The 22,691-nt window shown below is 58.5% G+C and carries 20 protein-coding genes and 1 riboswitch; of the genes, 8 read left to right on the forward strand and 12 right to left on the reverse strand.

What is annotated here, in order from left to right:
* Positions 1-416 precede the first annotated feature (416 nt).
* Positions 417-1,034: a PAQR family membrane homeostasis protein TrhA gene (trhA, locus tag NTD86_RS06450; protein WP_048370921.1), complete on the forward strand. Its 618-nt coding sequence runs from the start codon at positions 417-419 to the stop codon at positions 1,032-1,034.
* A 76-nt stretch (positions 1,035-1,110) separates the two neighbouring features.
* Here the strand turns inward: trhA and NTD86_RS06455 are convergent, their stop codons facing one another.
* Together NTD86_RS06455 and NTD86_RS06460 are read right to left on the reverse strand one after the other, a co-directional pair.
* A complete protein-coding gene (locus NTD86_RS06455; RefSeq protein WP_262201326.1) occupies positions 1,111-1,959 on the reverse strand; it encodes a formate/nitrite transporter family protein in 849 nt (282 codons plus the stop codon).
* Positions 1,960-2,129: 170 nt separating this feature from the next.
* Entirely contained in the window at positions 2,130-2,531 is a 402-nt protein-coding gene (locus NTD86_RS06460; protein WP_047279442.1) for an acyl-CoA thioesterase, read from the reverse strand.
* 197 nt (positions 2,532-2,728) lie between these two features.
* A riboswitch (S-adenosyl-L-homocysteine riboswitch) is annotated at positions 2,729-2,835 on the forward strand.
* Between the two features lie 22 nt (positions 2,836-2,857).
* Between NTD86_RS06460 and ahcY the strand changes: the two genes are divergently transcribed.
* The 3 genes from ahcY (at position 2,858) to NTD86_RS06475 (ending at position 7,471) form a co-directional block, all read left to right on the forward strand.
* Entirely contained in the window at positions 2,858-4,267 is a 1,410-nt protein-coding gene (ahcY, locus tag NTD86_RS06465; protein WP_262201327.1) for an adenosylhomocysteinase, read from the forward strand.
* A 185-nt stretch (positions 4,268-4,452) separates the two neighbouring features.
* Entirely contained in the window at positions 4,453-5,298 is an 846-nt protein-coding gene (gene metF, locus NTD86_RS06470; protein WP_262201328.1) for a methylenetetrahydrofolate reductase [NAD(P)H], read from the forward strand.
* A gap of 325 nt (positions 5,299-5,623) precedes the next feature.
* A complete protein-coding gene (locus NTD86_RS06475) occupies positions 5,624-7,471 on the forward strand; it encodes a DEAD/DEAH box helicase (RefSeq protein ID WP_262201329.1) in 1,848 nt (615 codons plus the stop codon).
* A gap of 632 nt (positions 7,472-8,103) precedes the next feature.
* On the opposite strand, the gene NTD86_RS06480 is transcribed toward NTD86_RS06475, so the two are convergent.
* Positions 8,104-8,682 carry a YceI family protein gene (locus tag NTD86_RS06480; RefSeq protein ID WP_262201330.1) on the reverse strand — a complete coding sequence of 193 codons (579 nt, stop codon included), beginning with the start codon at positions 8,680-8,682 and terminating at the stop codon, positions 8,104-8,106.
* A gap of 32 nt (positions 8,683-8,714) precedes the next feature.
* Positions 8,715-9,266: a cytochrome b gene (locus NTD86_RS06485; protein ID WP_262201331.1), complete on the reverse strand. Its 552-nt coding sequence runs from the start codon at positions 9,264-9,266 to the stop codon at positions 8,715-8,717.
* 287 nt (positions 9,267-9,553) lie between these two features.
* Between NTD86_RS06485 and NTD86_RS06490 the strand changes: the two genes are divergently transcribed.
* Positions 9,554-10,960: an adenosylmethionine--8-amino-7-oxononanoate transaminase gene (locus NTD86_RS06490; protein WP_262201332.1), complete on the forward strand. Its 1,407-nt coding sequence runs from the start codon at positions 9,554-9,556 to the stop codon at positions 10,958-10,960.
* 104 nt (positions 10,961-11,064) lie between these two features.
* The gene (locus tag NTD86_RS06495; RefSeq protein WP_262201333.1) at positions 11,065-11,784 is read left to right on the forward strand and encodes a 16S rRNA (uracil(1498)-N(3))-methyltransferase; all 720 of its coding nucleotides are present in this window, start codon (positions 11,065-11,067) and stop codon (positions 11,782-11,784) included.
* Positions 11,785-11,862: 78 nt separating this feature from the next.
* Here the strand turns inward: NTD86_RS06495 and NTD86_RS06500 are convergent, their stop codons facing one another.
* Positions 11,863-12,828: a GlxA family transcriptional regulator gene (locus tag NTD86_RS06500; RefSeq protein ID WP_262201334.1), complete on the reverse strand. Its 966-nt coding sequence runs from the start codon at positions 12,826-12,828 to the stop codon at positions 11,863-11,865.
* Between the two features lie 192 nt (positions 12,829-13,020).
* Here NTD86_RS06500 and NTD86_RS06505 point away from each other — a divergent pair, with 192 nt between their 5' ends.
* Positions 13,021-13,662 (forward strand): HD domain-containing protein, encoded by a 642-nt coding sequence (locus tag NTD86_RS06505; RefSeq protein WP_262201335.1) that lies wholly within the window; start codon positions 13,021-13,023, stop codon positions 13,660-13,662.
* A 10-nt stretch (positions 13,663-13,672) separates the two neighbouring features.
* On the opposite strand, the gene NTD86_RS06510 is transcribed toward NTD86_RS06505, so the two are convergent.
* Genes NTD86_RS06510 through NTD86_RS06520 form a run of 3 tightly spaced genes read right to left on the reverse strand, consistent with a single transcriptional unit; the run spans position 13,673 to position 16,307 of the window.
* Positions 13,673-14,575: a transporter substrate-binding domain-containing protein gene (locus tag NTD86_RS06510; RefSeq protein WP_262201336.1), complete on the reverse strand. Its 903-nt coding sequence runs from the start codon at positions 14,573-14,575 to the stop codon at positions 13,673-13,675.
* 26 nt (positions 14,576-14,601) lie between these two features.
* Positions 14,602-14,952 carry a RidA family protein gene (locus NTD86_RS06515; RefSeq protein ID WP_262201337.1) on the reverse strand — a complete coding sequence of 117 codons (351 nt, stop codon included), beginning with the start codon at positions 14,950-14,952 and terminating at the stop codon, positions 14,602-14,604.
* A gap of 29 nt (positions 14,953-14,981) precedes the next feature.
* Positions 14,982-16,307, reverse strand: coding sequence for a D-amino acid dehydrogenase (locus NTD86_RS06520; RefSeq protein WP_262201338.1), 1,326 nt, complete (start codon positions 16,305-16,307; stop codon positions 14,982-14,984).
* Between the two features lie 24 nt (positions 16,308-16,331).
* Here NTD86_RS06520 and NTD86_RS06525 point away from each other — a divergent pair, with 24 nt between their 5' ends.
* Complete coding sequence (locus tag NTD86_RS06525; RefSeq protein ID WP_262201339.1) at positions 16,332-17,264, forward strand: LysR family transcriptional regulator; 933 nt, start codon at positions 16,332-16,334, stop codon at positions 17,262-17,264.
* Positions 17,265-17,520: 256 nt separating this feature from the next.
* Here the strand turns inward: NTD86_RS06525 and NTD86_RS06530 are convergent, their stop codons facing one another.
* From NTD86_RS06530 to NTD86_RS06545, 4 genes are all read right to left on the reverse strand, one after another.
* Positions 17,521-19,512 carry a pyrroloquinoline quinone-dependent dehydrogenase gene (locus tag NTD86_RS06530; protein WP_262201340.1) on the reverse strand — a complete coding sequence of 664 codons (1,992 nt, stop codon included), beginning with the start codon at positions 19,510-19,512 and terminating at the stop codon, positions 17,521-17,523.
* Complete coding sequence (locus NTD86_RS06535; RefSeq protein WP_262201341.1) at positions 19,512-19,877, reverse strand: hypothetical protein; 366 nt, start codon at positions 19,875-19,877, stop codon at positions 19,512-19,514. Before NTD86_RS06535 ends, NTD86_RS06530 begins: the two co-directional genes overlap by 1 nt.
* Before the next feature lie 153 nt (positions 19,878-20,030).
* Positions 20,031-21,296, reverse strand: coding sequence for a cation:proton antiporter (locus tag NTD86_RS06540; protein WP_262201342.1), 1,266 nt, complete (start codon positions 21,294-21,296; stop codon positions 20,031-20,033).
* A 171-nt stretch (positions 21,297-21,467) separates the two neighbouring features.
* Complete coding sequence (locus tag NTD86_RS06545; RefSeq protein WP_262201343.1) at positions 21,468-22,637, reverse strand: MFS transporter; 1,170 nt, start codon at positions 22,635-22,637, stop codon at positions 21,468-21,470.
* Between the last annotated feature and the right edge of the window lie 54 nt (positions 22,638-22,691).

The following is a 22,691-nucleotide window of genomic DNA, read 5'->3' on the forward strand; positions in this document are numbered from 1 at the left end:
AGGTCCCCAAGATTTTTTTGTACTTTAAAAACCCCCCCCCCCACCCCCCGCTCCTACACGGAGTTATGGCTTTAGCAATGGATCGCCCGAAAGAGGCAGGCAATACACAACGGTCTTTTTCCAGCCGCTTTGACCGCGCGTACAACGCGGCCTATAGCATTGCTACAGGGTTTGATCAGCCGCACTCAACAACGGCTTGAACGGGGCACGGGGTTAAGAGTCAGACTTTGGGTATTCAGACTTATTGACGGTGATCGCTTGCTCGCTCCAAAGCCTTGCCTGCGGGTCAGCCAAGTGGCGCCCGGCCAGGTGTCGCGCCTGAGGATCACCACCTTTGCCCTTTAAGGTCGCGACGTTGGCCCTTATGTTGTAACAGGGTGGCACAGTCGCACTATCGGCTATTGAGGATGTTGCACATGTATCACGGGGAAAAGCTCAACGCCTGGACCCATCTTGTGGGGGCTGTGGCGGCTGCGGCAGGCAGTATCTGGTTGTTGGTGGTGGCGTGTCTGGACGGGAGTCCGCAAAAAATAGTCAGTGCGGCCATTTATGGTGTGACGCTGGTGCTGCTGTACAGCGTGTCGACGGTTTACCACAGCGTGCGCGGGCGTTCGAAAGTGATCATGCAGAAGTTTGATCATCTGTCGATTTACCTGCTGATTGCCGGCAGTTACACCCCGTTTTGCCTGGTGACGCTGCACGGGCCGTGGGGCTGGTCGCTGTTCGGGATTGTCTGGGGCATGGCGGTGATCGGCATGCTGCAAGAGATCAAGCCACGCTCTGAAGCGCGCATTTTGTCGATCGTGATTTACGCGGTGATGGGCTGGATTGTGCTGGTGGCGGTCAAGCCTTTGCTGGCTGCGCTAGGGACTGCGGGCTTTATCTGGCTGGCCACGGGCGGGGTGATGTACACCGTAGGGATTATCTTTTTTGCCCTGGATCACCGCTTGCGGCATGCCCACGGCATTTGGCACCTGTTCGTCATCTGCGGCAGTCTGCTGCACTTTGTGGCCATCGCCCATTATGTGATCTAGACGACTGTAGGGGCTTGTCTCGCGATCTTTAAACGATCAAAAGATCGCAAGACAAGCTCGCTCCAACAGGGCCGTATTACGCTTTTTTGCGCGGCTTTTTGGTGTCACTGCGAATTTGCGCGTGGCTGATCAAGGCGAAGATAAAACTGCCGCCGATGATGTTGCCGGCCAGTGTCGGGCCGGCAAAGATCAGCCAGAAGTCTTTCCACGGCAATTCGCCGGCAAACACCAGATAGGACACCTCAGCGGTGCCGACCACAATGTGGGTAAAGTCGCCGAGCGCCATCAGGTAAGTGATGAGGATGATGATCCACATCTTGGCGCTCTCCATGGACGGGATCATCCAGACCATGGTTGCAATCATCCAGCCCGAGACAATGCCTTTGGCGAACATCTGGCTGACGTCGTTTTCCATGACCTTGCGCCCTATTTCCAGAAAGGCCTCGTCGGTCGGGGTATCGAAAATCGGTAAATGCAGCATCACGTAGGCCACCAGAAAAGTACCCATCAGGTTGCCGATTAGCACCACCGACCAAAGCCGGAGCAACCGCCCGAAGTTGTTCAGCGTGGGTTTGCTCATGATCGGCAATACCGCCGTCAGGGTGTTTTCAGTGAACAATTGCTGGCGCGCGAGAATGACCGCCAGAAAACCCGCGCAATAACCAAAGCTGGCGATGACCTTGAACGCTTCGGCATCGGGCAGGCGTGAGTTGAGCAAACCCATGGCCATCAGCGATAAGCCCATGGTCAGGCCCGCCGCCAGGGCAGACCAGAACAGGGCGGCAATGCTGCGTTCCAGTTCCTGATCACCTTGCAGACGAATGATTTCGTGCAGGACGGCAGCGCGCGGTGGCTGGCTTTTGCTGATGTCGTGCTTTTCATCAGCCGACAGGTTGGGGGTTTTGCCGCTGTTTTCAGTGTTCATGAGCGGATGGCCGGTGGCGTGTATAAGCGTACGACACGCGCCATCAGCCGCTGTTCACTGAAAACCTCTAGCCGCTGCCTAAGGCTGCGATGGATTGCGTAGCGAACCTTGGGTTGAAGGTCCTGCGGTCCTATCGCAACCTGCCGCAGCGGCTACAAGGTCACAGGCAATCAGGCCTGGTTTTCATCCTGGAACTGGTCTTTGACGTACTTGATTTCAGTGCGGCCGTGAGGCGCTGGCAGGCCGTCTTCACCCAGGTTGACGAAGACCATTTTGTCCACCGTCAGGATGCTTTTGCGGGTGATCTTGTTGCGCACTTCACAGGTCAGGGTGATGGAGGTACGACCGAACTCGGTGGCGGTAATGCCCAGCTCGATGATGTCGCCCTGGCGCGAGGCGCTGACGAAGTTGATTTCGGAGATGTACTTGGTGACGACGCGCTGATTGCCCAGTTGAACAATCGCATAGATCGCGGCTTCTTCGTCGATCCAGCGCAGCAGGCTGCCACCGAACAGGGTGCCATTGGGGTTGAGGTCTTCGGGTTTAACCCATTTGCGGGTGTGAAAATTCATATTCGCTCCTGACCGTCTTGCCTGAGATGTGCGCCATGATGTCAGACCTCGGCGCTGAGCTCTATTAACCTTGGACTATGGTCTCGATTGAGCGAATAAAAAAGCCTTGGATAAGCCTTGGGAACCAAGGCGCGGATGGCTATACTCTCCCTCGCTTCAAAAACGGTCATGTTCACCCGGTACCGTTTTCCCGCCACCTGTCCGAGGGGCGCTGCAGCAGGTTCAACCTGTCAGGCTCGGATGGGGCGTTGTTTGTCCAGGGCTCCCTGGGCAGGCACTAAACGCACAACGGCGCCCATTCGCGATTAAACGAATGGAGGCTCTCAATGAGCGCTGTAAACACGCCTGAAGGTTTTACCGACTACAAAGTCGCTGACATGTCCCTCGCCCCGTGGGGTCGTCGTGAAACCTTCATCGCTGAATCTGAAATGCCAGCCCTGATGGGCCTGCGTCGCAAGTATGCTGCCGAACAACCGCTCAAGGGCGCGAAGATTCTGGGCTGCATTCACATGACCATCCAGACTGCCGTATTGATCGAAACCCTGGTTGCCCTGGGTGCCGAAGTACGTTGGTCTTCGTGCAACATTTTCTCGACTCAGGACCAGGCCGCTGCCGCTATCGCTGCTGCCGGCATCCCGGTTTTTGCCTGGAAAGGCGAGACCGAGCAAGAGTACGAGTGGTGCCTGGAGCAAACCATCCTCAAGGATGGCAAGCCATGGGACGCCAACATGATCCTGGACGATGGCGGCGACCTGACTGAGCTGCTGCACAAGAAGTACCCGGACATGCTGAAAAAGATCCACGGCGTGACGGAAGAAACCACCACCGGCGTACACCGTCTGCTGGACATGCTGGCCAAGGGCGAGCTGAAGATCCCGGCCATCAACGTGAACGACTCGGTCACCAAGAGCAAGAACGACAACAAGTACGGCTGCCGTCACAGCCTGAACGATGCGATCAAGCGCGCCACTGACCACTTGCTGTCCGGCAAGCAAGCGCTGGTGATTGGCTACGGTGACGTGGGTAAGGGTTCGTCTCAGTCCCTGCGTCAGGAAGGCATGATCGTCAAGGTGTCCGAAGTTGACCCGATCTGCGCCATGCAAGCGTGCATGGACGGCTTTGAAGTGGTTTCGCCGTTCATCAACGGTCAAAACGACGGCACTGCTGCCAGCATCGACAAGGCACTGCTGGGCAAGATCGACCTGATCGTGACCACCACCGGTAACGTCAACGTGTGCGACAAGAACATGCTGGCTGCGCTGAAAAAACGCGCAGTGGTGTGCAACATCGGTCACTTTGACAACGAAATCGACACCGCTTTCATGCGCAAGAACTGGGCATGGGAAGAAGTGAAGCCGCAAGTACACAAGATTCACCGTACTGGCGCTGGCGAATTCGACCCACAGAACGACGACTACCTGATCCTGCTGGCCGAAGGCCGTCTGGTAAACCTGGGCAACGCCACAGGTCACCCAAGCCGCATCATGGACGGTTCGTTTGCCAACCAGGTGCTGGCGCAAATCTTCCTGTATGCGCAGAAGTACGCTGACATGCCGGCCGAGTTGCAAGCTGAGCGTCTGACCGTAGAAGTTCTGCCGAAGAAACTCGACGAAGAAGTGGCCCTGGAAATGGTTCGCGGCTTCGGTGGCGTGGTCACTCAACTGACCAAGCAGCAAGCAGACTACATCGGCGTGACGGTCGAAGGTCCGTTCAAACCAGAAGCGTATCGTTACTAACGATAGCTGCAAGCTTTAAGCTTCAAGCGGCAAGTAAGAGCAGTTCGTTTACTTGCGCTTCGGGGCTTGAAGCCTGTTTCTTTTTTCGCTTTTTGCAGCTTTGGGCTTTGAGTTTCAAGCGTGAGAGTTCGACATACCGGGCTCTTGGCGCTTGAAGCTTGCAGCTTGTAGCTGGGAGCTTCTCAATGTCCCAAGACCGTCGTTACAGCTTCGAGTTCTTCCCGACCAAGACCGATGCTGGACATGAAAAACTGATGAACACGGCTCGCCAACTGGCGACCTACAACCCCGATTTTTTCTCCTGCACCTACGGTGCCGGTGGCTCGACCCGTGACCGCACGATCAACACCGTGCTGCAACTGGAGAGCGAAGCCAAAGTCCCTGCCGCCCCGCACTTGTCGTGCGTCGGTGACAGCAAGGACGATTTGCGCGGTCTGCTGACCCAGTACAAGGGTGCAGGTATCAAGCGTATTGTCGCGCTGCGTGGCGACCTGCCTTCGGGTATGGGCATGGCCAGTGGCGAATTGCGTTATGCCAATGACCTGGTGAGCTTCATTCGTGAAGAAACCGGCGATCACTTCCACATTGAAGTGGCGGCCTACCCGGAAATGCACCCTCAGGCGCGCAATTTCGAAGACGATATCAGCAACTTCGTGCGCAAGGCCAACGCCGGCGCCGACAGTGCGATCACCCAATACTTCTTCAACGCCGACAGCTACTTCCGCTTTGTTGAGCGCGTTCGGGCTGCCGGTGTCACGATCCCGATCGTGCCGGGCATCATGCCGATCACTAACTACAGCAAGCTGGCGCGTTTTTCTGACGCGTGTGGTGCTGAAATCCCACGCTGGATTCGCAAGCAACTGGAAGCCTACGGCGATGATGCCAACAGCATCCAGGCGTTCGGCGAACAAGTGATCAGCGAAATGTGCGAGCGTCTGCTCGATGGCGGCGCACCAGGTCTGCACTTCTATACCTTGAACCAGTCTGAGCCGAGCCTGGCGATCTGGAACAACCTGAAGCTGCCACGCTGATCAAAGCCGCATTCCCTTGTGGGAGCGAGCAAGCCGCTCCCACGGGTTGTGTGCCATGGCGCTCGACAAAACCGTTGAGCAGCATGAAATCGGCGCGCCGTGATTGCTCTGTTATACTCCGGGTTTTCCGCCAGGCTTACGCCCGGCCGCTCGTCCTTGTACTTGGCATTCAACCCCGTGACTGCGCAGCTTTCAGCCCGCGCGAGCGGTGTTAATGGACCTTGGGACTGGAGCAGGACCGGACGGGATTGCGTCTCCTTAAACGCCATTCACGCCAGGCAAGACTATCCCTTTGGGCCAAGCCCTAACTAGAACAGGATTACTCATGTCCTTTGCTTCCCTCGGTCTCTCCGAGGCTTTGGTCCGCGCAATTGAAGACGCGGGCTATACCGAGCCTACTCCGGTGCAACAGCGGGCCATTCCCGCCGTGTTGCAAGGTCGCGATTTGATGGTTGCGGCTCAGACAGGTACTGGTAAAACCGGCGGCTTCGCTCTTCCAATTCTGGAAAAGTTGTTTCCCAACGGCCACCCGGACAAATCCCAGCGTCACGGCCCACGCCAACCGCGCGTGCTGGTCCTGACCCCGACCCGCGAACTCGCCGCTCAGGTACATGAAAGCTTCAAGCTTTATGCGCGCGATTTGAAGTTTGTCAGTGCCTGCATTTTCGGCGGCGTTGGCATGAACCCCCAGGTTCAAGCCATGGCCCGCGGTGTTGATGTACTGGTAGCGTGCCCGGGTCGTTTGCTCGACCTGTGCGGCCAAGGCAGTGTTGACCTGTCCCACGTTGAAATCCTGGTGCTCGATGAAGCCGACCGGATGCTCGACATGGGCTTTGTCCACGACGTGAAAAAAGTTCTCGCCCGTCTGCCCGCCAAACGTCAAAACCTGCTGTTTTCGGCGACCTTCTCCAAAGACATCACCGACCTGGCTGGCAAGCTGCTGCGCAACCCTGAGCGCATCGAAGTGACCCCGCCCAACACCACGGTCGAGCGCATCGAACAACGCGTTTTCCGCCTGCCTGCCACCCACAAGCGTGCCTTGCTGGCGCACTTGATCACGGCGGGTGCGTGGGAACAGGTCCTGGTTTTCACCCGAACCAAGCACGGCGCCAACCGTTTGGCCGAATACCTGGACAAACACGGCCTCAGCGCTGTGGCCATCCACGGTAACAAGAGCCAGAACGCGCGGACCAAAGCCCTGGCTGACTTTAAAGCGGGTTCGGTGCGCATCCTCGTTGCCACCGACATTGCCGCGCGTGGCCTGGACATCGACCAGTTGCCGCATGTGGTCAATTTCGAGTTGCCTAACGTTGATGAAGACTACGTTCACCGTATCGGCCGTACGGGCCGTGCCGGTCGTTCGGGCGAAGCCATCTCGCTGGTAGCGCCGGACGAAGAAAAACTGCTGAAAAGCATTGAGCGCATGACCAAGCAGAAAATCGCCGATGGCGACCTGATGGGTTTTGACGCCAGTACCGTAGAAGCTGAAAAGCCGGAAGTGCGCGAGCGTCCCGAGGGTCGTAACCCGCGCAATCCGCCACGCGGCCCTCGTGGCGATGGTCCGGGTAACCCGGGCGGTGGCGGTGGTCGTAAAGACAAAGGCAAGGACAAGGGCAAAGACAAGCCAGCTGCTGCACGGGCTGAGCGTCCGGCTCGTGAGCGCAAGCCACGCGAAGGCCAGCCTGCCCGTGAGCCGCGTCAGTCGATTCCGCGTCCAGATGCCAACCGTGCGCCGGACGAATTCCGTGATGACGACATCGACAACTTTGGTAACCGCGCTGACTACGTTAGCCCGTACCAGAACAAGAACGGCCAGGGCCGCGACCGCCGTCCGGGCGCTCCGGCGCAGGGCGCGGGTGCAGGCACTTCGACCCGTTCGGGCGGCCGCCAGAATGGTCCGCGTACTGGTAGCGGTACTAGCACAGGTACCCCACCAGCCAAACGCAGCGGCCCACGCAATGGCGCGCCACGTGACGGCCAGGCCCGTCGCGACAGCCGTCCACCGCGTGATAACACGCGTCAGGAGCCAGCGGTTAAAGGCCCACGTCCGACCCAGCCGAAGATCATGCACAAGGAATCCAAAAGCGATCGCTTTTTGACCCCTGAGCAACTGGATCAACTGCCTAACCGCCCACGCGGTGAAAAGCCAGCGTTACTGACTCGCAACCGCTGAGTGAACGCTGCATGAAAAACGCCCTCGATTGAAAAGTCCGGGGCGTTTTTTTTGGATCAAAAGCCCCTCACCCCAGCCCTCTCCCAGAGGGTGAGGGAGCCGATTGGGGGATGCTTTAGATTTGCTGCGGTCTGGGAGAATGCTGCTGCTTCTGAAAACCCTCACCCCAGCTCTCTCCCTGAGGGAGCCGATTGGGGGATGCTTTAGATTTGCTGCGGTCTGGGAGAATTCTGCTGCTCCTCAAAACCCTCACCCCAGCTCTCTCCCTGAGGGAGCCGATTGGGGGATGCTTTAGATTTGCTGCGATCTGGGAGAATGCTGCTGCTTCTGAAAACCCTCACCCCAGCTCTCTCCCTGAGGGAGCCGATTGGGGGATGCTCTAGATTTGCTGCGGTCTGGGAGAATGCTGCTGCTTCTGAAAACCCTCACCCCAGCTCTCTCCCTGAGGGAGCCGATTGGGGGATGCTCTAGATTTGCTGCGGTTTGGCAGAACGATGCTGCTTCTGAATACCCCGCGATCAGTCCCCTCTCCCTCCGGGAGAGGGTTAGGGTGAGGGGGCTCCTGCTCTTCACACAAAAAAACGCCCCGGCTCTCACAAGCCGGGGCGTTTTTTAGCCGTTTACCAGCGCTATTACTTGGCCTTCACGCCTTCCAGCGAGATGTCCAGGTCCAATGTCTGAGCGGTTGGGCCCGGGCCCTTGATGCCGAAGTCGTTCAGGTTCAGGGTGGTGGTAGCGTTGAAGCCAGCGCGTTCGCCGCCCCATGGATCTTTGCCTTCGCCGTTGAATGTGGCCTTGAAGGTCACTGGCTTGGTCACGCCGTGCAGGGTCAAGTCGCCAGTCACGTCAGCTGTCTTGTCGCCGGTTGGCACAACCTTGGTCGACTTGAAGGTCGCTTCAGGGTATTTGGCCACGTCCAGGAAATCTTTGCTGGCGATGTGCTTGTCACGTTCTGCATGGTTGGAGAACAGGCTGGCGGTTTGCAGGGTCACGTCAATCTTGCTGTCCGCAGGCTTGGTGGCATCCCACGAGAAAGTGCCTTTCCAGTCCTTGAACGTACCGTGAACAAAGCTGTAGCCCAAGTGGCTGATTTTCCAGTCGATGAAAGCGTGCTGGCCTTCTTTATCGATGGTGTAGTCGGCAGCCATGGCTTGGCCGGCGGTCAGCAAGGCAGTGCCGAGAGCCAAAGCAGCGAGCGTTTTTTTCAACATGCGTTCTATTCCTTTTGAATTGAGGTTGAGCATCAGTCTTTGCGGCCCAGCATACGTTTAAGGGTCGCATCACGATCAATAAAGTGGTGTTTAAAAGCGACCAGGCCATGCAATACAGCGAAAAACACCACAAAACAGGCCAGGCACAGGTGCACACTGCCAGCAGATTCAGCCTGATTGGGCAGGCTGGATATCAGTGCCGGTACTTCAAACAGACCGAAGACAGGAATACCAACGCCATCGGCTGTAGAGATCAAATACCCTGCGGCCATGACCGCAAATAAGCTCAAGTACAGAAAAGCGTGACCGAACTTGGCGCCGATGCGGGTGGCAGGGCTATAGCTTTCAAGAGCAGGCGGCGGCGGGCTGACTAACCGCCAGACAACGCGGATCAACATCACCGCCAACAACGTCAGACCGATGCTTTTATGCAGGTCCGGCGCTGCTTTACGCCAAGGGTCATAGTAGTCCAGACCCACCATCCACAAGCCCAACGCAAACAATCCGAACACTACCAATGCAACTGACCAGTGCAGGAAAACGCTTACAGCACCATAGCGAGAAGACGAGTTACGTAGCTGCATTGCCAACATCCTGTGGGAATTGACGTTAAGACTAATGATTTACCTATCGAATGAAAGCGCATTTTTTTGCTGTGAATCATCGATAAATACGATTTGTAGACTGAGATTGAAGTATTAAGCAAGCGTTAACACGAGCTGCTGGATCTGTTTTATGCCGAGACGCCCCACGTATGCAAATACCTGGCGCTGAGGGATAAGCGTAATCACTTGTTACCAGCTTGCGCATTGCATAGGCTTGCAGGCTTGTTTGCCCGCACATGCCGGGAACCCGCGTCAGAGGAGTGGAAATGGGCCTGAATAATCAATGGATGCAGCGCGATCTTGCCGTGTTATGGCACCCCTGCACCCAAATGAAAGATCACGAACAGTTGCCGCTGATCCCGATCAAGCGCGGTGAAGGCGTGTGGCTCGAAGACTTCGAGGGCAAACGTTATCTGGATGCCGTGAGTTCCTGGTGGGTCAACGTGTTCGGCCACGCCAATCCGCGCATCAATCAGCGCATCAAGGATCAGGTTGATCAACTGGAGCACGTGATCCTGGCCGGTTTCAGCCATCAGCCAGTGATCGAGTTGTCTGAGCGCCTGGTGAAGATGACGCCGCAGGGCCTGAACCGTTGCTTCTATGCCGACAATGGTTCGTCGTGCATCGAAGTGGCTCTGAAGATGAGCTTTCACTACTGGCTCAATCGCGGGCAGGCCGCTAAAAAGCGCTTCGTGACCCTGACCAACAGTTACCACGGCGAAACCATGGCCGCGATGTCGGTGGGCGATGTGCCGCTGTTCACCGAAACTTACAAGGCCCTGCTGCTCGACACGATCAAAGTGCCGAGCCCCGATTGCTACTTGCGCCCTGAAGGCGTGAGCTGGGAAGCCCATTCGCGCACGATGTTCCAGGCCATGGAACAGACTCTGGCCGAGCACCATGACACGATTAGCGCAGTGATCGTCGAGCCGCTGATTCAAGGCGCGGGCGGCATGCGCATGTACCATCCGGTGTACCTCACGCTGCTGCGCGAAGCCTGTGATCGGTATGGCGTGCACCTTATCCTCGACGAAATCGCCGTCGGTTTTGGCCGCACCGGGACGATGTTTGCCTGTGAACAGGCCGGTATCACGCCCGACTTCCTGTGCTTGTCCAAAGCCCTGACCGGTGGCTACTTGCCGCTGGCGGCCTGCCTGACCACCGATGAGGTGTACAGCGCGTTCTACGACGACTACCCAACCCTGCGCGCCTTCCTGCATTCCCACAGCTACACCGGCAACCCGCTGGCCTGTGCGGCGGCGCTGGCCACGCTGGATATTTTTGAAGACGACAACGTCATTGAAAACAACAAGGCCCTTGCCCAGCGCATGGCCAGCGCCACGGCGCACCTGGTCGACCATCCGCATGTCTCTGAAGTCCGTCAGACGGGCATGGTGCTGGCCATTGAAATGGTTCAGGACAAGGCCAGCAAAACGGCTTATCCCTGGCAGGAACGCCGCGGCCTGAAAGTCTTTCAGCACGCGCTGGAGCGGGGTGCGTTGTTGCGCCCGCTGGGCAGTGTGGTGTATTTCTTGCCGCCTTACGTGATCACCCCTGAGCAGATCGACTTCCTGGCCGAAGTGGCCAGTGAAGGGATCGACATCGCGACGCGCACGGACGTCAGCGTGGCCGTGCCTGCCGACTTCCATCCTGACTTCCGCGATCCGGGTTAATTTCAATCCTGTGTAGGAGCGAGCTAGTCTCGCGATCTTTTTTAAAGTCAAAAGATCGCGAGATAAGCTCGCTCATACACGGGGACTTTTTACAGAGAATTTAAATGAGAGTGTCCCGCTTCTTTATCGATGCCCCCTTGAGCCTCGGTGAACATGAACTGCCTGAAGCCCAGGCGCATTACATTGGGCGTGTGCTGCGCATGGCCGAGGGCGATGCCCTGCAGGTGTTCGACGGCTCGGGTCAGGAGTTTCTGGGGCGGCTGTTGGAAGTCGGCAAAAAGCGCGTGCGAGTAGTGCTCGACCAAACCGTTGCCGGGCGGGTCGAGTCGCCACTGGCCATACACCTGGGTCAAGGGTTGTCCCGTGGCGAGCGCATGGACTGGGCGATTCAGAAAGCCACTGAACTGGGCGTGACAGAAATTACCCCGATCATGAGTGAGCGCTGTGAAGTGCGGCTCAAGGACGAACGTGCGGACAAGCGCCTGGCGCATTGGCGGCAAGTGGCGATCAGTGCGTGTGAGCAGTGTGGCCGTTCACGGGTGCCGGTGATTCACCCGCCGGTACTGCTCAGCGACTGGATCAAAACCACCGAGGCAGATCTCAAACTGGTGCTGCACCCGGTGTCCGAGCCGTTGACCAGCCACGCCAAGCCCGCGCGCCTAGCCTTTTTGATCGGCCCGGAAGGCGGCTTGACCGACAACGAAGTGGAGCACGCCCAGGCGGCAGGTTTCCAGCCGGCCCGTCTCGGCCCACGTGTGCTGCGCACCGAAACCGCGCCCGTAGTAGCGCTGGCCGTGGCCCAGCAACTGTGGGGTGATTTCTAAACGATTGACCTGTAGGCGCGAGCTTGCCTCGCGATCTTTTAAAGATCAAAAAAGCTCGCGCCTACACAGGAAAACTCGTTACACCATGACCGCGAAGTTCGTCCGGAACTGCTGCGGCGACACGCCCAGCCTGCGCATGAACACGCTGCGCAGGTGATGGGCATCCCTGAACCCGCATTCGTACGCCACCGTCTTGAGGGCCAAGGCCGGGTTTTCCAGCAGTGCCCGCGCCGCATCCACTCGTGCGCCTTCAACAAACTGCGCGGGCGTGATGCCGGTTTCCCGTGCAAAGACCCGTGAAAAATTACGCGCACTCATGTTGGCCGCTTGCGCCAATTCGCTGATGGTCAGATCCGCGCGCAGGTTTGCCTGCACAAACTGTTGCACCACCGCCACCGGCGAGTCCTCAGGGGTGGCCGCGGTCAAAAACGGGCTGAACTGTGACTGCCCGCCCGAACGCTGGGTAAACACCACCAGCCGTTTGGCCACGCTCAAGGCGACTTCTGGGCCATGGTCCTGGCTCAACACGTACAGCGACAGATCAATCCCGGCCGTCACCCCAGCCGAGGTGAAGAGGTTGTCGTCCTGCACATACAAGCGATCGGCCTCCAGCTTGGCGGTCGGGCACACGCGGGCCAGGGCTGCCACATCACCCCAGTGCGTGGTCACGTGGCGGCCGTCGAGCAGGCCCGCGCGGGCAAGCATCAGTGCACCGTTGCAGATGGAGCCGAAGCGCCGCGAGTGATGGCACAGCGTGCGTAGCCAGGTATAAAACGCCGGGCCGAAATCTTGGTCCGGCAACGCGGGCCCCCCTGCGCACAGCACCAGGTCATAGTCGCGACTGGCCTGGGTGTAATGCCGATGCGCCTGGATCGTCAGGCCGTTCGAGCAGGTCAGCAACCCGGCCTCTAACCCCAGCACGTCCAGTTGATAGCGCTTTTCGGGCGGCACAAAGGCATTGGCCTCGGCAAACACATCCATCGGGCCGGTAACGTCCAGCGCCTGCACGCCGGGAAAAACGATCAACGCTATGTTCATGGTCATCAGAGTGAGCCGTCTGCGGGGTGATACATCAAATACCGGCATCGCCCAGTGTGGCAAGCCTGCCCAAAAGGCATGGCCGGCATTGTCACCTGATTGGCACGAATCGCACCTGGATGACGATTGTTGCCATCAAGGTCGCGGTCCACACTGATTCCAACAGCGCCACCCCGGCGCTTGATCGAGGAGTTCGCCATGAGTCAGACCATTGCAGGCATCGCCATTCCGGACAGCGCCCTGGCCAAAGCTACGACCGAATACATCCGTGATGTGGAGTCTGATCTGCTCTATCACCACTCGCGCCGCGTGTTCTTGTTCGGCGCGCTGAGTGGTCAGCGCAAGCAATTGGCCTATGATCCTGAGTTGCTGTACGTGGGGGCCATGTTCCACGACCTGGGCCTGGTGGAAGGCCATCGCACGGACAACGAGCGTTTTGAAGTGGACAGTGCCAACAACGCCAAGGCTTTCATGAAGCCGTTTGGCCTGAGCGACGATGATGTCGAGCAAGTCTGGCTGGCCATCGCGCTGCACACCACGCCGGGCGTGCCGCAACACCTGCGGCCTAACGTGGCGCTGGTGACGGCTGGGGTAGAAATGGACGTGCTGGGCATCGACTATGCCGCGTTCCCCACTGAACAGCGTGAAGCCGTGGTGCATGCGCACCCGCGTGGCGAAGGCTTCAAGGAGTGCATCCTCTGCGCGTTCGCCAACGGCTTCAAACACCGCCCCGACACCACCTTCGGCACGGTGAACGCCGACGTGCTGGTGGACATCGACCCGACTTTCAAGCCAATGAACTTTGTCGAGATCATCCGCTCATCGCCGTGGGTGTCATAACGCCTCGAACTTACTCCACCGGATCGCTCACCGGCTTGGCGATGATCTGTTTCAGTTCGGCGGTCATTGGAAACTCCAGGTTCAAGCCATTCGGTGGAATTGGCTGTTCAAACCAGCGTTGGTAAATCCCGTTGATCTCGCCCGACTGGTACAGATCCGCCAGCGCCTGGTTCACCACCGCCAGCAATTGCGGGTCGTCCTTGCGCACCATGCAGCTGTAGATTTCACGCGATTGCTCGTGGCCCACCACCACCCAGTTGTGTGGGTCGCGGGCCTTGGCGCGTTCGCCATAGAGCAGCGCGTCGTCCATATAAAAAGCCGCAGCGCGACCGGTTTCGAGCATTTTGAACGCCTCGCCGTGGTCTTTGGCGCTGATCACATTCATGTTCATCTTGTGGTCAGCGTTATAGCGCTTGAGGAAGCGTTCATTGGTGGTGCCTGCAGTGGTGACGACGTTCTTGTCGCGCAGGTCGTCAAAGCCCTGGATGCCGCTGTTTTTAGCGGTCAGCAGTTGGCCTTTGACGTAGATAAAACCATACGAAAACGCCACCTGTTTTTGCCGCTCGGCGGTCACGCCGGTCGACCCGCACTCCAGGTCAACGGTGCCGTTCTGCACCAGCGGGATACGGGTTTGCGAGGTCACCAGGTTGTATTTGATCTTCAGTGGTTCGCCGCCGACTTTTTGCTGGATGCGGTCGACGATTTTGTTCGCCAGTTCCACCGAATAGCCCATGGGTTTACCGGTGTTGTCGCCCACGTAGGAAAAAGGCACGGAGGCATCGCGATAACCCAGGGTTATGCTTGCGGAATCGGCGATTTTCTTCAGCGTACCCTGCAACGGCGCTTCGCTGGCCTGCAGTGATTGGCTGAGCGCGAGGCCCAGGGTGCAACTGATCAACGTGAGTTTTTTCATCTTGTTATTCTCCGGTTTCGAGTTGATTAGCGACGCACGGCAATCACGCTGATCTCCACCAGCACTTGCGGCCGCGCCAGTTGGGCTTGCAGCGTGGTGCGGGTGGGAGCCTTGCCGGCGGTCAGCCAGGCGGACCACACGGCGTTCATTGGCGCAAAGTCGCGCTCAATGTTTTGCAGGTAAATCGTGGCGTTGAGGATGTGGTCCTTGTCGCTGCCGGTTTCGGCCAGCAGGGCGTCGATCTTGTTCAGGACTTCCTGGGTTTGTGCGCCAATGTCTTCACTTTCAGTCGGCACCTGCCCGGACAGAAACACCAGAGCTTCGTAGGTCGCAGCGGCGCTTAAACGGTCATTACTGTGAATGCGGTGAATGGTCATCGGGCATTTCCTTGTGATGTAGGTGGGTGTCAGGCGGCGTGCAGTGCCAGGCCGTGCAGATCGATTGAGGTTTTACGGTGTGCAATCAGCTCGCTCAGCAAGCGCCCGCTGCCGCAGGCGAGGGTAAAACCGAGCGCGCCATGGCCCAGGTTGAGCCATAGGTTGCGATAGCCGCTGGCACCGAGAATCGGCACGCCGCTGGGCGTGGCAGGGCGCATGCCGGCCCATTCAAGAGCGTGCTGGTAGTCGCCAGCTTGCGGGAACGTGCTCTGGGCCAATTGGCGCATCTGTGCGAGACGCTTGGGGTCGGGCGTGGGGTCGAAACCGACGATGTCGACCATGGCGGCAATGCGCAATTGCTCGCCAATGCGGGCGTAAACGATTTTGCGGTCGTAATCGGTGATGCTCACGTTGGGCGCTTTACTCGGGTCGGTCAGCGCCAAGGTGAGGCTGTAACCCTTGAGCGGGTACAACGGCAGATTAAGCCCCGGCACGCTCAAGGCTGGGCTGTTATGGCCGGCCGCCAGCACCAGTTGATCCACCGGCAGCACGTCATCGCCCATGTGCACCGCCTTGATCTCGCCCTGGACGTGCTCGAGGCGAGTCACGCTCTTGCCCAGTAAAAAGGTGCAGCGCCCGGACGCCTGCAAACGTGCGTACAACTGCTGGCAGAAGGCATGGCAATCGCCAACTTCTTCATCGGGGGTGTAAATGCCGCCAACAAATCCAGAACCCTGCAAGCCGGGTTCCAGGGCTGCGCATTCGCTGGCAGAGAGTGCCTGTTGATGAACGCTGTGGATAACTTTTTCACGGGCCTTGGCAAAGTGCGACGGTTCACGAAAGGCCACCAGCTTGCCGTTGCGGCGCCATTCGAAACCGTCCAGGTGATCTTCCTCACGCCATTGCTGCAAGGTGGCCTGGCTCAGTAACGCCAAACGCAACAGGTGCGCGCCATTGCGCTGATTGACCGAACCTCGGCATGCGGCCACAAAGGACGCCAGCCAGCGCCATTGCGCCGGGTCCATGCGTGGGCGCAGTTTGAGTGGCGAGTCTGCACGCAGCATCCAGCCCAGCGCCTGCCAAGGCACGCCGGCATCGGCCAGGGGCGCAACATAGCGGTATGACAACTGGCCGCCATTGGCGAAGCTGGTCTGGCTGGCGAGCGTGGAGCGGGCTTCGATAAGGCTCACTTCAAAGCCTTCGCGCACCAGCGCATACGCCGTTGCCAGCCCGATAACCCCACCGCCGATGATGCAAACGCGCTGTCCCATGTCAGTCCTCACCCACTGTTGTGCGGCTTTCAGATTAGGGGCAGGTGACAGGTGCTGAACAATGATTAAAGATGCTTCACCCATAAACAAAGGTTATGGACTGCCGCCATGCGTTTGCGACATATCGAAGTTTTTCAGGCTATTCGACAGACCGGCTCCATCAGCGCTGCCGCTCAACTGCTGCACGTTTCGCAACCTGCGGTGAGCAAAGTGCTGCAGCATGCCGAGCTGCAACTGGGGTTCCCCCTGTTTTTGCGGGTACGCGGCAAACTGCAGCCGACCCCCGAGGCGCTGCTGCTGGAGCGTGAGGTCGAAAAGGTCAGCGAAAGCGTGCAAGGCGTGCAGCGTTTGGCCGAAAGCCTGCGGCGCACGCCGGGGCATCGCTTGCGCATTGGCAGCACACCGGCCCTGGCGCTGTCATTGTTGCCGCCGGTGATTGGCGAGTGGACACGTCGCTATCCCGAGACCCGCTGCGAACTGGCGAGCGCGCACAGCCGTGAACTGGTGCAGAGCCTGCTGATGCGTGAACTGGACGTGGCCCTGACCTTAAAGCTGCCAGACCACCCGGGGCTCAAAGCCCAGCCCTTGGCCCACGGCGTGCTGGTGGCGCTGGCGCCCAAGGGTTATTGGGGTGATGAGTACGAAGGCGAGCCGCTGGCGTTGGCGCACTTGGCCGATGCCCCGTTAATTGGTCTGAGCAGCGCCGATCCGTTGTTTGCGCGGCTGGACAGCTACCTGAAAACCATCGAGCCGCCGCCCCGCATCAGCATTGCAGTGCAGACCTACTCGCTGGCGCGGGCGATGGTCGAGTCGGGTGCGGGGTTGGCCGTTATTGATCCATTTACTGCGCTGGGTGCATCGCGGGCAAGTACGGTGATTCGTCCGTTGAGTCCGGCGTTACCCATCACGCTCTACGCGTTGACCCGTGCCGATGAAGCGCCGGTGCATCAGTTGGAAGGGTTACTGGAATTGTTCGCCGAGCGAGCCAATGAACAATTGCGGAGGATAGAAAGGGCTGACGCAACTCGTGGGGGGGATTGATGCCTTCTTGATGGGATATACGAGCGGCCTATCCCGCAGGTTTGGCATGCAACTTCTACCTGACGATGTGAAGCGCGATGACTCCATCCCCGTTAACGCGCATCGAGGGCTGGAGATAACAACCTGACTCAGGGCCGTACCCCTAAACATGTGGGAATCGGGCTTGCCCGCGATGCAGGCGATGCGGCCTGTCTGGTACACCGCATCGATGGCATCGCGAGCAAGCCCGTTCCCACCCGTCACAACTCGCCAATTCTTACTTCGGCAGTGCGTACACCACCACTTGGTCGCCTACCTGGTCTTTCATGATCGAGTTGCCGCCTGCGACAAAGGCGACGTATTGCTTGCCTTTGTATTCATACACCGCAGGGTTGGCGACGGCCGGAGCCATCACGATGTCAGACCACAGTTCTTTACCGTCATCCAGTGCGTAGGCGCGAACCTTGGCATCCATCGAGGCACCAATGAACACCACGCCACCGGCTGTCACCGCCGGGCCACCAATGGTTGGCGAACCCATGTCTGGCGGCATGTACCAGCCCCACTGTTGAACCGCACCCATCGGGCGACGCCATTTCACGTCACCGGTCTGCATGTTGATCGCCACCAGTTCACCGAATGGCGGTGCCCAGCACGGCATGCCGGCCCAGTTCTGCGCATTGACCAACGACATGCCGTAAGGCGCGCCGATTTGTGGGTAGAAACCGTTTTCGTTACCGGAATCTTTAGGCTGCTTGTCGTAGGAAGCACGATCCCACAGCTTGATCATTTGCACGATATGCGAGGTGTTGACGATGGCAACCTGGCTGACCGGGTCGAACGCGACGCCACCCCACTGCACGCCACCGGCGCTGTCCGGGTATGCCAGCACGCCGTCACCTTTGGTGGTGGGTGGCGAGTACATGCCGTCATATTCCAGGCCGTCCCACATCTTGCTGCACTGGCCAAAGCCAACGATGTCGGCGATTTTCCAGATAGCCGGTTTTTTCGACTGATCCAGCAATGGCGCAGGCTTGGTCGGGAACGGTTGGGTCGGCGAGTAGACTTCGCCGTCGGTTGTGCCTTTAGGCACTGGGCGTTCTTCAATCGGCCAGACGTCTTCGCCGGTACGACGGTCAACGGTGAACAGGAAGCCCATTTTGGTCGCCTGAACCAGCGCCGCCACAGGTTTGCCATTAACTGTGATGTCCATCAGCGTCGGTGCTGAGTTGATGTCGTAGTCCCACAGGTCATGGTGAACCCACTGACGTGACCAAACGACTTTACCCGTGTTGATATCCAGCGCTGTGGTCGAGGTGCCCAGCGGGATTGGGTTGGTGCGGTTGCCACCCCAATAGTTGGGCGACGGTGAGGACACAGGGATGTACAGCAACCCCAGGGCCGGGTCATACGACATGGCGGTCCAGATGTTGGCAGTACCGGTTTTCCCCGCTTCTTCCTCAGGGATTGGCTTGAATTCCCACTCCAGTTCACCGGTGCGGGCGTTCAGGGCAAACAGCGAGCCTGGGGATTCGACTTCGTACTCCCAGTCTTTACCGGCCCAGCCGACGATCAGCTTGTCACCGATAACGGTTGGCGGCTGCAGCTGCGACAACGGCCATTTGTTGTTCTGCTTGTTCCACTGGTTAACATCCACGACCCCGTTCTTGCCGAAGTTTTCGCACGGCTTGCCGGTGTCAGCGTCCACGGCATACAGCTGCGCGGTCATGTTGCCCAGGTAGACCATCTTCTGACAGGCCACACCGGCTTGCGGGTTTTTCTCCTGCCAGTAAGACACGCCCCGTGACTTCAGTGCAGGCTGGGTTTCAGCGACCAGCGCGGACTTGGTGTCAAACACCCACTTTTCTTTGCCGGTCTCGGGCTCGAGGGCAATGATCCGGTAGAAAGGCGTACCCACGTACAGCGTATCGTTGGCAAAAATAGGCGTGGCAGACCAGACGGTGGCCGGTGTTTTGCCGGTGCCGTCAGACATGTCGCCAGTGAAATACTGCCAGACCTTCTTCAACTGTCCGACGTTGTCCTTGTTGATTTGCGTCAGTGGCGAGTACTTCTGCGAGCTGAGTTGGCCGTGGAAGGTGTCCCACTCTTTACCGGTCGGTATCGGCAGCTTGGCGTCTTCAGCAGAAATGTTGGACTCAGCCAGAAGAGGTGGTGGAACAACGTAGGAAGTGTCTGCTTGTGCTGTGGAAATCCCCGCCAGCATGCAGAGTGCCGGTGCTGCCAGAAGGTTTTTTTTCATCCCGCTCATTACACGCGCTCCTTGCTGCCAAACGTTTCAATGAGGACGCCTATCGCGCACACCACCAGCACGGCGGCTGTCCACCAGCCATGTAGCAACAACGCGGCAAAAAACGTCCCGATGACACCAACCCAGACCAGGAACAGAAAGAAAATCCTGGCACCGCCAGAGCCTGTCTTGATCAACAACAGGCCAAGAATGAACAGCACAAACTCGGCCAGCATGGCGACCATTGCCCCGCCAGAATCAGTAATTCCAGATAACGGGGTAAAGAATCTCCACGCAGTAATGCACAAAGCAATCACCGCCGTGATGATCACTATGTAAGCGCCGAGATGGCGCCGGGGTGGTGCGTAGGCAGCAGACGTACTCATCACTCTCTCCTTTGTGACGTGCTTTTTTACATTTTGAAAGGAGTGTAGCCAAGCTGACGGGAAACGCTGGGAAGGGGATGAAATGAAGCCAGGACTGCGATTCTCGAGTTAAAAAATCGCAGTCCTGGCAAGGACTTGAGGAGGGAACGAGGGTTAATGCGCGTGTTCGGATTCAGCCGGAGCTGGCGCATCCTTGGTGACGTGGCTGACCAGTTTGCCGATGGTCAGGCCCTGAAGCAGGATCGAAGACAGCACCACGATGTAGGTGATACTCAGGATCAGGTCACGCTCCGGACCCAATGGCAATGCCAGGGCCAATGCCACCGACACACCGCCACGCAAGCCACCCCACGTCAGAATGCGAATGGTGCCACGCGGCACCGTGCGCCAGCGGCGCAGCAATACAATGGCCGGGGCCACGGTGAGCAGGCGCGAAAGCAGAATGGCCAGGGCCAGCAGGCCTGCCGCCAGCAAGTGCAGCCACGAGAACGGCAGCAGCAACAGTTCCATGCCGATCAATGCAAACAGCAGTGCGTTGAGCATGTCATCGAGCAGTTCCCAAAAACCGTCCATATAGCGACGGGTCATGTCGTTCATGGCCTTATTGCGGCCCAGGTTGCCAATGATCAACCCGGCCACCACCATCGCAATCGGCGCAGACACGTGCAGCTCACTGGCCATGGCCGAGCCGCCGATCACCAGCGCCAGGGTCAGCATCACCTCAATCTGATACTGCTCGATGCTTTTGATCATCAGGTACACCAGGTACCCGATCAGGCCGCCAAACACCACGCCGCCAATGGCTTCGTGAGCGAACAGCATGGCGGTTGCGCCAATGCTCGGGGTCTCGCCCAGTTGCACGATGCCCAGCAACACGGTGAACACCACAACCGCGGTGCCGTCATTGAACAGCGACTCGCCGACGATGGTGGTTTTCAATGGTTTGGACGCGTTGGCGGTCCGCAGTACACCGAGCACGGCAATCGGGTCGGTGGGAGAAATCAGCGCGCCGAACAGCAAGCAGTACAAGAAGCTCACGTGCCAGCCGAACAGCTCGAAGATCCAGTACGCGAGGCTGCCGATCACGGTGGTGGCGATCAGCACGCCGAAGGTGGCCAGCAGGCCGATGGGCCAGCGGTAGCTGCGCACATCATTGATGTTGACGTGCAGGGCGCCAGCAAAGAGCAGGAACGACAGCATCCAGTTCATCAGCAAGTCGCTGAAGTCGATCTGGCCGATCAGTTCTTGCACACGGTCTTCAAGCCCCGGATAGCCGAGGAAGCTCAACCCTTGCAGCAACAGTGAAAACATAAGGGCTGTGACCATGACGCCAATCGTTGGCGGCAGGCCGATAAAACGGTAGTTCACGTACGTGAGTAGTGAAGTCAGGCAGATAAACGCAGCAACAAGCTCAAGCATCCGGGATCCTGTGGTGGCGTGAGTGAATGGAAGCCCGACCGGGTCGGGCTATACGTTTGATGTAACTGCAAGTGTCAGGGACACATCCGTGGGCGGTGTGATCTACATCAGTTATCGGTTTCGACCCGCGCCACGTTTAAAAGATCGCTTAAATAAAAGATCGCTCAAAGTTTAAGGGACGTGTGTGACAACAACAGATTTACCCCGCTGACGGTAGATATAAAACAACGCCGTCAGTACCAGCGCGCAGCTCACTATAGCCCCGGTCCATGGCAGGTAGGACAGCTGAGTGCCGCTGGCCACCACCAAACCGCCAAGCCAGGCGCCTGTTGCATTGCCCAGATTGAACGCGCTTTGGTTGAGCGTCGAACCCAGGTTCGGGGCTTCATGGGCTTGATCGATAATCAGCAGTTGCAGGATCGGACACAGGGCAAAGGCGACCATGCCCCAGATCACCAGGGTGATGCCGGTCGCGATCAGCGAATGGCTGGTCTGGGTAAAGACAGCTGCAATCAGCACTGTCGCCAAAGCCATGCCCATCAGGGACGCGAGCAGACGGCGGTCTGCCAGGCGCCCGCCAATGAGGCTGCCTGCGGTAAGGCCGACACCGAACAACAGCAGCATGAACGTCACCCCGTGAGGGCTAACGCCGGTCACGTCCTGCAGGATCGGCGCAATGTAGGTGAAAACACTGAACAGGGCGGTGGAGGCCAGAACGCTCATGCCCAGCGCCAGCAGCACGTTGGCTTTACCCAACACGCGGAACTCACGCACCAGGTTGCTTTTTTCCATGGGGATGGTTTTGGGCAGCCAGATCCATTGCGCCACGAACGCCAGCACCCCAATGATCGACACAGCCCAAAAGGTCGAGCGCCAACCCGCGTATTGGCCTAAAGCCGTGCCCAGTGGCACGCCGAGCACGTTGGCCAGGGTTAGGCCGGTGAACATCAGCGCAATCGCCTGCGCGCGCTTGTTGGGGGCGACCAACCCTGCGGCAACCACCGAACCAATCCCGAAAAACGCGCCATGGCACAGCGCCGTGATCACCCGGGCGGCCATTAATGAGGCGTAGTTTGGAGCGATCGCGCACAGTACGTTGCCCAGGATAAACATCGCGGTCATGCCCAACAGCGTAGCTTTACGCGGCATATTGGCAGTGGCGATGGCCAGAATCGGTGCGCCAAAAACCACCCCCAGCGCATAGCCGGTAATCAAAAGACCTGCGTGTGGAATGCTGACGGCCAAATCGCTGGCCACATCGGGCAGCAATCCCATGATGACGAATTCGGTGGTGCCGATACCGAAGGCGGCGACGGCAAGAGCGAGTAAAGCAAGTGGCATGCGCAAGGTCCCAGATAATGATCGTTGGCCCGTGTTGCAGGCGTGAGCAAACCT

Origin of the sequence: Pseudomonas sp. 7P_10.2_Bac1, assembly GCF_025465935.1 — a bacterium.
Taxonomy (GTDB): Bacteria; Pseudomonadota; Gammaproteobacteria; order Pseudomonadales; family Pseudomonadaceae; genus Aquipseudomonas.